Annotated in this window: 8 protein-coding genes; 4 read left to right on the top strand and 4 right to left on the bottom strand. The window is 73.3% G+C overall.

Features of this window, described 5'->3' with window-relative positions:
* Positions 1-141: 141 nt before the first annotated feature.
* The 4 genes from galT to AB0C17_RS23185 all read right to left on the bottom strand — a co-directional run bounded on the left by galT (position 142) and on the right by AB0C17_RS23185 (position 5,383).
* Entirely contained in the window at positions 142-1,215 is a 1,074-nt protein-coding gene (galT, locus tag AB0C17_RS23200; protein ID WP_357391198.1) for a galactose-1-phosphate uridylyltransferase, read from the bottom strand.
* On the bottom strand, positions 1,212-2,000 hold the full coding sequence (locus tag AB0C17_RS23195; protein ID WP_357391196.1) for a DeoR/GlpR family DNA-binding transcription regulator: 789 nt from the start codon (positions 1,998-2,000) through the stop codon (positions 1,212-1,214). The genes galT and AB0C17_RS23195 overlap by 4 nt, the downstream gene beginning before the upstream one ends.
* Before the next feature lie 176 nt (positions 2,001-2,176).
* Positions 2,177-3,706 (bottom strand): adenylyl-sulfate kinase, encoded by a 1,530-nt coding sequence (gene cysC, locus AB0C17_RS23190; RefSeq protein WP_357480411.1) that lies wholly within the window; start codon positions 3,704-3,706, stop codon positions 2,177-2,179.
* A 129-nt stretch (positions 3,707-3,835) separates the two neighbouring features.
* A complete protein-coding gene (locus AB0C17_RS23185; RefSeq protein WP_357480408.1) occupies positions 3,836-5,383 on the bottom strand; it encodes a glycosyltransferase family 2 protein in 1,548 nt (515 codons plus the stop codon).
* A gap of 153 nt (positions 5,384-5,536) precedes the next feature.
* Here AB0C17_RS23185 and AB0C17_RS23180 point away from each other — a divergent pair, with 153 nt between their 5' ends.
* The 4 genes from AB0C17_RS23180 to AB0C17_RS23165 are packed head-to-tail and all read left to right on the top strand — an operon-like array spanning position 5,537 to position 8,988.
* Positions 5,537-6,451, top strand: a complete 915-nt coding sequence (locus AB0C17_RS23180) for an ABC transporter ATP-binding protein (RefSeq protein ID WP_357391191.1) — start codon at positions 5,537-5,539, stop codon at positions 6,449-6,451.
* Positions 6,444-7,322: an ABC transporter permease subunit gene (locus AB0C17_RS23175; RefSeq protein ID WP_357472033.1), complete on the top strand. Its 879-nt coding sequence runs from the start codon at positions 6,444-6,446 to the stop codon at positions 7,320-7,322. Before AB0C17_RS23180 ends, AB0C17_RS23175 begins: the two co-directional genes overlap by 8 nt.
* On the top strand, positions 7,319-8,278 hold the full coding sequence (locus tag AB0C17_RS23170; RefSeq protein WP_357480405.1) for an ABC transporter ATP-binding protein: 960 nt from the start codon (positions 7,319-7,321) through the stop codon (positions 8,276-8,278). Before AB0C17_RS23175 ends, AB0C17_RS23170 begins: the two co-directional genes overlap by 4 nt.
* On the top strand, positions 8,278-8,988 hold the full coding sequence (locus tag AB0C17_RS23165) for an ABC transporter permease subunit (RefSeq protein ID WP_357472048.1): 711 nt from the start codon (positions 8,278-8,280) through the stop codon (positions 8,986-8,988). The genes AB0C17_RS23170 and AB0C17_RS23165 overlap by 1 nt, the downstream gene beginning before the upstream one ends.
* Positions 8,989-9,029: the final 41 nt, after the last annotated feature.

Raw genomic sequence — 9,029 nt, 5'->3', positions numbered from 1 at the left:
ATCCACGGCGGCTGCTCACCCCTCCTCACGTTCAGACGAAACGACCCTCACATCCAGTCGGTTACGCCCACCCTCAAAAAGTTAGGACCTCTAAGAAGGGGCCCTTCCTCTACCGCAGGCGTTAATAAGGGGCCCTTCCTTTCACGCGGAGCGGAGCAGGTCGGCGGCTCGCTCGGGGGCGATGTCGTTGATGAACACGCCCATGCCGGACTCCGACCCGGCCAGGTACTTCAGCTTGTCCTTGGCCCGCCGGATGCTGAACAGCTGAAGGTGCAGGTGGCCCAGCTCCCTGTCGATCCGCACCGGCGCCTGGTGCCAGGCCGCGATGTACGGCATGGGCATGTCGAACAGCCCGTCGAAGCGGCGCAGCAGGTCCAGGTAGAGCGGCCCGAACGCGTCCCGCTCGGCGTCGTCGAGCGCGGGGATGTCCGGCACCGGCCGGTGCGGCGCCACGTGCACCTCGAACGGCCAGCGCGCCGCAGCCGGCACGTACGCGGTCCAGTGCTCGTTGCTCGTCACCACCCGGACCCCGGAGGCCCGTTCGGCGGCCAGCACGTCGGCGTAGAGGTTGCCCCCGGTGCGCTCGGCGTGCCGCCGGGCGGCGGCCAGCATGGTGCGGGTGCGCGGCGTGACGAACGGGTACGCGTAGATCTGCCCGTGCGGGTGGTGCAGTGTCACTCCGATCTCCACGCCCCGGTTCTCGAACGGGAAGACCTGCTCCACGCCGGGCAGCGCGCTCAGCGCGGTGGTGCGGTCGGCGAGCGCGTCCAGCACCGTCCGCACGCGGGCCGGGGAGAGCCGGGCGAACGACGCGTTGTGGTCGTCGGTGAAGCAGACCACCTCGCACCTGCCGCGCCCCGGGCGTACCGGGGTGAAAGGGGTGATCTCGACCGGTTCGTCGGCCACCCGCTGGCTCAGCGACGGGAACCGGTTCTCGAAGACCACCACGTCGTAGTCGGGCGCCGGGATCTCGCTGTGCCGCTCCCCCCGGGACGGGCACAACGGGCACTGGTCGGCCGGGGGCAGGAACGTGCGGGTCTGCCGGTGCACCGCCACCGCCACCCACTCGTCGGTCAGCGGGTCGTACCGCAGCTGCGAGGCGGGCGGGGGAGGGGGCAGGTCCCGCCGGTCCGGCTGGTCGCGGACCGCGTCGTCTCGCTCGTCGAAGTAGATCAGCTCGCGGCCGTCGGCCAGCGCGATCTGCGTACGCTTCACTCCGCCCCCCTCGTCGTGGGCACCGTCACCAGCTCACCCACCCTGTCGTCGAGTACCCGTCGGGCCTCGGGTGCCAACCGGTCGTCGGTGACCAGCACGTCCGCCGCGTCCAGGGGCACGATCGACGAGATGCCGACGGTGCCCCATTTGGTGTGGTCGGCGAGCACCACGAGCCGGTCCGCCGCGGCCACGAGCGCCCGGTTCGTGTCCGCCTCCATCAGATTGGGCGTGGTGAAACCGGCCCGTTCGCTGATCCCGTGCACGCCGAGAAAGAGCAGGTCCAGGTGGAGCGCGGCGATCGCGGCCACGGCGAGTGGGCCGACGAGCGCGTCCGACGGCGTGCGGACGCCGCCGGTGAGCACCACCGTCTGGTCCGGCCGGCCGCCGACGTGCAGGACCTCCGCGACCGGCAGCGAGTTGGTGACCACTGTGAGGCCGGGCACGTCCACCAGCCGCCGGGCCAGTTCGGCGGTGGTGGTGCCGGCGGAGAGCGCGATCGCGGCGCCGGGCCGGACCAGCAGCGCGGCGTGCTCGGCGATCGCGGCCTTCTCGGCGGACTGGCGGACGGACTTGGCGTGGAAGCCGGGCTCGTCGGTCGAGCCGGGACCGGCCGGCGTCGCGCCCCCGTGCACCTTGGCGAGCAGGCCCTGCTCGTGCAGCGTGTCCAGGTCGCGCCGGATGGTCATGTCGGAGACGCCGAACTCGGCCGCCAGCTCGGTGACCCGGACGCCGCCGGCGCGGCGCAGTCGTTCCAGGATCGCCGTCTGCCGCTGCCGCGCCAGCATCCCCGGCTCACCTCCGCGTCTCACCGGCCGCGCGGACACTTCACGCGGTCGAACGTGTTCCAACAAAGACGAACACTACCGCGCAACGAGGGGTGATGCGAGACCGCCGCCGTCCGGAAGTCCGGACGGCGGCGGTCGACGTGCTGTGTGCCGGAACGCGGCCGGCGATCAGACGATCAGGCGGGCTGGAGGCGGGGCTCCACCCAGCCCGTCTCGGTGAGGTGCTCCATCACCTTCCCGACAGCCTCCTCGACGCTGAGCTCCGAGGTGTCGACCACCAGGTCGGCGTCGGTAGGCTCCTCGTACGGGTCGTCGATGCCGGTCATCCCGGTGATCAGGCCGGCCCGGGCCCGGGCGTACAGGCCCTTGCGGTCGCGCTGCTCACAGACCGCCAGCGGCGTCGCCACGTGGACCAGCAGGAAGCCCGCCCCGGCCGTCTCCGCCATCTCCCGGGCGGTGGCGCGAGCTGCCGCGTACGGCGCGATCGGGCAGCAGATGCCGACCCCCCGGTGCCGGGCGATCTCCGCGGCCACCCAGCCGATCCGGCGTACGTTGAGATCCCGGTCGGCCTTGCTGAACCCCAGCCCGGCGGAGAGCTCCCGCCGCACCACGTCGCCGTCGAGCAGCGTGATCGTGCGGTCGCCCTGCTCGCGGAGCACGTCGGCGAGCCCTCTGGCGATCGTCGACTTGCCCGAGCCGGACAGGCCGGTCAGGAAGATCACCAGGCCCCGGTGCCGCCGCGGCGGACGGGCCCGGGTCAGTTCCTTCGCCACCGCCGGCGGGGTGTGCCACTCGGGCAGCGGGAACCCCCGGTCCAGCAGGTCGTCGATCTCCCGCGTGCTCAGCGCCAGCCGGCGGTTGCGCGGCGGGATGTCCTCACGCCAGCGCCACTGGCCGTCCCGGTTGTCGTAGGCCAGCTCGCGGGGCACCAGCACGCGCAGGCCGGCGCCGGAGAGCATGCCCTCGGTGGAGAGCAGGTGGGTCACCCCGTACGCGGCGGCGACCCGGGCCCGCAGCAGCGCGTCGCTGATCTCGTCGCGCCGCCGGGCCAGCGGCACCGCCACGAGCGTCGCCGGGGGCATCCGGTCGCGGGCGGCGAACACGCTGCGCACCAGCGCCTCGGCCGGCAGCCCGCCGATCGACTCCTCACCCACCGGGATCATCACCAGCAGGTGCGCGCCGAGCGTACGAGCCGCGTGCGCGATCTGCGCCAGCTGCGGCCGGTGCAGCGGGCGGTCGGCGAACACGCCGAGCACCCGGCCCGGCGGCAGCAGGCCGCGCACCTCGTCGGGGCCGCGCCGCAGCCGCTGGAACGGCCCGTGGCCGCCGTCGCCCAGGCGGCGCACCGCGCCACCGACACCCACCATGCCCTCACGGCCCGGCCAGACGTCTGACACGTCCATCGCCGCCACCGGCGCGCCCTCACCGTCGGTGAGCACCACCGCCCGGCGTGCCGGATCGGCCGGGTCCAGCCCGTCGGCGAGCGCCGCCGGCACCTGGAGCGTCACCGGAACCGGCCAGGACGTGCCGTCGGCCAGCCGGCCGCGCCGGTTCAGCGAGGCCAGGTCGGCCCGGCTCAGGAAACCGGTGAGCGGCGCGTACGCCCCACTCAGCAACAACTGGAGATCGGCCAGCTCAGCGGGTCTGGGCGCGTACGACGGCGCATCCCGCAGAACGTCCTCGGGTAGCAGCCACCCGTTGCTCATCGAACCCCCAACTCACCGGCCGGCACACAGTTTCGCAGCCCACCGGCGATCGGTCGAGAGCGCCACCCGGCCTCCCGGTGATCGCGTGTGCGGCGACCGTGCCGAGGACGAACCGGGGTCACCGAATCCTTACCGGCCGGCCGCGGCCGGTCGATCGTGCGAACGGCTGCCGGCGCGCGCCGACCGGCCGACCGCGCGGTCCCGCAGTCGCCGGACCGCGCGACGGATCCGGGACCGCAGCCGGCGCGCGTCCTCCACCCGGAGCGGGCCGCCGTCGGCCGCGCAACGCACCACCAGCGGCAGCCGGGTGTCGAGCGCCCAGCCGGCCTGGATCACCCGGGCCCGCACCTCCCAGGTGCCCCGGGTCCGTCCGCCGTTGAGCGCCGCGAAGTCGACGGTAGCGGTGCTGCGGTGCCGTACCCGGCCGTCGTCGGCCCGCTCGGTGCCGGTGTCGACCGACAGGAAGAACTCCTCCCGGGTCTCCCGGCGGCGGACGACGAGGTCGGTCCTCGCCCCGCCGGCCCGCAGCACGGCGCCGGCCGGCGTCGTGTCGGCCAGCGGGAGCACCGGGAGCCCCTGGTCGTCGAAGCGCAGCGGCTCGTCACCCGCGGCCAGGTCGGCGGAGACGCCGACGGTCAGCGTCCGCCCCCGTACCCGCCACCTGTCGACTGTGGCGCGCGCCCGGATGCTCGCCTCCCACTCCGCCAGCCGGTGCAGATCCGCCGTCCGCCCCTGCCCGGCGAGGTGTGCGATCACCTGGAAGATCGGCGGCAGCCCGGCGACCGCCTCCGGCGCGAAGCGCTCCTTGAGGAGCTGACCCACCTCGCCGGCCACCTGGTCGGCCCACTGCCGCGGCGCGTTCAGCAGGGCCTGCCCGCGCAGCCGGCTCAGCATCTCCTTACGCAGCCAGCGCCGGTGCAGCCGGAGGCGGGCCCCGGCGGCCGGGCGGTGCGCGGCCACGATGTCCAGCGCCGCCCGCAACGCCCCGTAGTACTCGGCCGGGTCCATCCGGGTGGCGGTGACGTTGCCCGCGTCCACCCGGCGGACGTGGTGGTAGCAGGGGTGGTCGGCCAGCACGCAGACGCGCTCGGCGAGCAGGTAGGCCGCCGCCATCAGCCGGTGGTCCTCCAGGCGGCGCGGGTGACCCTCCGGGAACCGCAGCCCGTGCCGTTCCAGGAAGGACCGCCGGAACAGTTTGTGACAGGTCATGCTGTCGGCCAGCGGCGCGTCGGCGAGCGTGACGCCGAACCGATTCTCCCGGAACAGCTCCCGCGGGACGCCCCGCCGGTGCCCGACCATCCGGCCGATGACGATGTCCGCATCGTGGTCCCGCGCGCAGGCGTGCAGGCGGGCCAGCGCCTCGTCGCCGAACCAGTCGTCGTCGTCGGCGAAGAAGACGTACTCGCCGCGCGCCTGCTCCAGCCCGCTGTTGCGCGGGTGCGACGGCCAGCCCGAGTGTTCCAGGTGCAGCACCCGCACGTGCGGGTCGGCGGCGGCCAGCTCGTCCAGCCGCTGCGGCGTACCGTCTGTCGACCCGTCGTCGGCGAAGATCACCTCGTACCCGCCGGGCGGCAACCCCTGCCGCGTCAGCGAGGCGACGAGCGGATCGATGTTGGCACCGCAGTTGTACGTGGGCACCACCACGCTCACCACCGGCCGGTCCGTGCCGTCGCTCATACCGCCCCCCGTCGATTCGCCCACACACGGTGGCAGCTTCCCCGCGTGGCCGCCACCCCGCCCGCCACCTAGGGGAGCAAGCGGTCGAGGATCAGGGGATCGCCGGGGTCCGGACGGGCTCCGGCGCAGCCCCGGAGTTCTACGCTGAACGGCGTGACACTGCTCGCGACCGAGTCGCTGACCAAGACGTACGGAGGCCGGGTCACCGCGTTGGCCGACCTCACCGTGTCGGTCGAGCCGGGGATCATCGGGCTGGTGGGCGCGAACGGCGCCGGCAAGTCCACTCTGATCAAGATCCTGCTGGGTCTGCTCCGCCCGACCAGCGGCCGGGTGCAGGTGCTCGGCCTCGACCCCACCACCGACCCGGCGGCGGTCCGCGCCCGCGTCGGCTACATGCCCGAGCACGACGCCCTCCCGCCCGACCTGTCCGCCGCCGAGCTGGTCACCCACCTGGGCCGGATCAGCGGGCTGCCGCGCACCGTCGCCCGGGAACGGGCCTCCGAGGCGCTGCGCCACGTCGGTCTGCACGAGGAGCGGCACCGGGCCGTCGGTGGCTACTCCACTGGCATGAAGCAGCGGGTCAAGCTCGCCCAGGCGCTCGTACACGATCCCGATCTGCTGCTGCTCGACGAGCCGACGAACGGCCTCGACCCGGCCGGCCGGGACGCCATGCTCGCGCTGATCCACCGGATCGGCACCGAGTTCGGGATCTCGGTGGTGGTCTGCTCGCACCTGCTCGGCGAGGTCGAGCGGATCTGCGACACGCTCGTCGCCATCGACGGCGGCCGGCTGCTGCGCGCCGACCGGGTGTCCGCCATGACCACCGCCACCGACGTGCTCGCCGTCGAGGTGAGCGAGGGCACCGAGGAACTCGCCGCCCGGCTCGCCGCGCTCGACCTGCCGGTGAGCCGCGACGGGCGGCTGCTGCTCGTGCCGCTCGCCGACGACGCGACCTACGACCAGATCCTCGGCGCGGTCGCCGAGCTGGACCTGCCACTGCACCGGCTGGACCAGCGGCGGCACCGGGTGGCCGAACTCTTCGCCACGAGGGAGCCCAGCCATGTCTGACGCGACCGGGGTCATCCACGACATCGGCTACCAGCGCTACACCGGCCCGCGACTCGGCCGCCGGCAGGTCTTCGGCGCGCTCTACCTGCACGGCGTGCGTACCGTGTTCGGGCTGGGCCGCAGCGCCAAGGCCAAGATCTTCCCGTGGCTGGTGGTCTCCGTGGTCACCGTGGTGGCCGCCGGGCTCACCGCGGTACGCAGCCAGATCGGCGAGGTGGTGATGACGTACGCCCAGTTCGCCGACGCGATGAGCTGGCTGGTCATCTTCTTCGCCGCGGTGGCCGCGCCCGAGCTGGTCTCCCGCGACCTGCGCAGCGGCGTGCTGCCGCTGTACTTCTCCCGGCCGCTGCCGCGCGGCGACTACGCCCTGTCGAAGCTGCTGGCGCTGGTGACCGCGATCTGGCTGCTGCTCGGCGGCCCGCAACTGGTGATGTTCCTCGGCGCCGCGTTCACCACGAAGCGGGGTATCGGCGGGGTGTGGGACGAACTGCTCGACCTGCTGCCCGGGCTGCTCTACGCCGGGCTCTGGGCGGTGGTGTTCGCCTCGATCGCCCTGCTCGTCGCCTCGCTCACCGGCAAGCGCGCGTTCGCCGCCGGCGGCATCGTGGCGGTCTTCCTGATGACCACGCCGGTGGTCGGCGTGCTCAACATCCTGCCGTCGACAACCGTCAACGAGCTGGCCTTCCTGGCCTCCCCGCCGACACTCGTCGGCGGCGTGGGCAACTGGGCGCTCGGCGACCGGCTGACCCAGGGACGGGGCGGCATGCCGATCGGCGACTTCGGGCCGGTCTACGCCGTGGTCGCCGTGCTGCTGGTCGCCGCCTGCGTCAGCCTGCTGCTCCTGCGATACCGGAAGGTGGCCGCCCGATGACGGCGATCAGCACCCAGTCGACGGCCGGCGCGCCCGCCGCCGCGACCAGCACGCTCGACCTGGCCGGTGTCTCCCGCTGGTACGGCAACGTGGTGGCGGTCAACGACGTCACCATGCGGCTCGGCCCCGGCGTGACCGGCCTGCTCGGCCCCAACGGCGCCGGCAAGACCACGCTGCTGCACATGATGGCCGGCTTCCTGTCCCCGTCGCGGGGCACCGTGACGCTGGACGGGGAGCCGACCTGGCGCAACCCCGCCGTCTACCGGCGGCTCGGCCTGGTCAGCGAGCGCGAGGCGGTGCACACGTTCCTCAGCGCGTACGAGTTCGTGCTCGCCAGCGCGAAGCTGCACCGGCTGCCCGACCCCGAGGCGGCCACGAAGCGGGCGATCGAGCTGGTCGAGATGGAGGACGCGCAGAACCGCCGGATCGGCACCTACTCCAAGGGCATGCGGCAGCGCACCCGGGTCGCCGCCGCGCTCGTGCACGACCCGCAGGTGCTGCTGCTCGACGAGCCGTTCAACGGGATGGACCCGCGCCAGCGGCTGCACATGATGGCGCTGCTGCACCGGCTCGGCGACGCGGGACGGACCATCCTGTTCAGCTCGCACATCCTGGAGGAGGTCGAGCAGGTCTCCGGCACGGTCCAGGTGATGGTGGCCGGCCGGCTCGCCGCCTCCGGCGACTACCGGACCATCCGCCGCCTGATGACCAACCGGCCGCACGTGTTCGCGGTCCGCTCCACCGACGACCGGGCACTGGCGGTGGCGCTGATGGCCGAGGCGTCGGTCTCCGGCGTCGAGCTGGACCGTACCGGCCTGACCGTCAAGGCCGGCGACTACGGCGCGTTCACCCGGGCACTGCCCCGGATCGCGCTCCGGCACGGCATCCGGGTCCGGCAGCTCCTGCCGGAGGACGAGTCGCTGGAGAGCGTCTTCTCGTATCTGGTGGAGGCATGATGTCGACAGTCACCTGGATCACCGCGCGCGGCCTGTTCGGCCGGAGCCGGTTCCTCATGCTCCTGCCGCTGCCGCTGATCCTGATCGGCCTGGCGGTGCTCTGCCGGTCGCTCGGCGTCGACCCGGGCCAGTGGGGTCCGCCGGTGCTCGTCGGTCTCGGCCTCGCCGTGGTGCTGCCGGTGGTCTCGCTGATCGTGGGCACCGGCGTGCTGGGTGCGGAGATCGACGACGGCACCGTCGTGCACATCCTCACCAAGCCGTTGCCGCGCTGGCAGATCGTGCTGCCGAAACTGGCGGTCGCGGCCGGCGTCAGCGCGGTCACCGTGGGCGTCCCGATCTACGTCGCGGGCGTGCTGGCCGATTCGGTACGCCTCGGACTGGCACTTGTCGCCGCCTCGGCGGCGGGCGCGCTGGCGTACTCGGCGCTGTTCCTGGCGCTGAGCCTGGTGACCCGGCGGCCGGTGCTGCTCGGCCTGGTCTACGTGCTGATCTGGGAGGGGCTGCTGGGCCGGTTCGTCGGCGGCACCCGGGTGCTGTCGATCCAGCAGTGGGTGATCGCCCTGGCCGACCGGATGGCGCCGACGCCGCTGCTCGGCACCAGCGTCTCGGTGCCGGTCGCGGCCGTGCTCACCGCCCTGGTGGCGATCGGGTTCACGGTGCTGGCGATCGACCGCCTGCGTTCGTTCAGCGTGGCCGGCGAGACGAGCTGAGCCCGGGGCGGGACCCGTTTTCCGGCGCGAACGCCGGAAAA

It is taken from the genome of Micromonospora sp. NPDC048887 (assembly GCF_040649715.1).
GTDB lineage: Bacteria > Actinomycetota > Actinomycetes > Mycobacteriales > Micromonosporaceae > Micromonospora.
The sequence above is the reverse complement of the archived record's forward strand: the minus strand, read 5'-3'. Positions and strand labels throughout refer to the sequence as shown.

Bases quoted from the DNA above. Each gene is read 5' to 3' on its own strand.
- AB0C17_RS23195 (WP_357391196.1), bottom strand. From the start codon at position 2,000: ATGCTGGCGCGGCAGCGGCAGACGGCGATCCTGGAACGACTGCGCCGC.
- cysC (WP_357480411.1), bottom strand. From the start codon at position 3,706: ATGAGCAACGGGTGGCTGCTACCCGAGGACGTTCTGCGGGATGCGCCG.
- AB0C17_RS23185 (WP_357480408.1), bottom strand. From the start codon at position 5,383: ATGAGCGACGGCACGGACCGGCCGGTGGTGAGCGTGGTGGTGCCCACG.
- AB0C17_RS23175 (WP_357472033.1), top strand. From the start codon at position 6,444: ATGTCTGACGCGACCGGGGTCATCCACGACATCGGCTACCAGCGCTAC.
- AB0C17_RS23170 (WP_357480405.1), top strand. From the start codon at position 7,319: ATGACGGCGATCAGCACCCAGTCGACGGCCGGCGCGCCCGCCGCCGCG.
- AB0C17_RS23165 (WP_357472048.1), top strand. From the start codon at position 8,278: ATGTCGACAGTCACCTGGATCACCGCGCGCGGCCTGTTCGGCCGGAGC.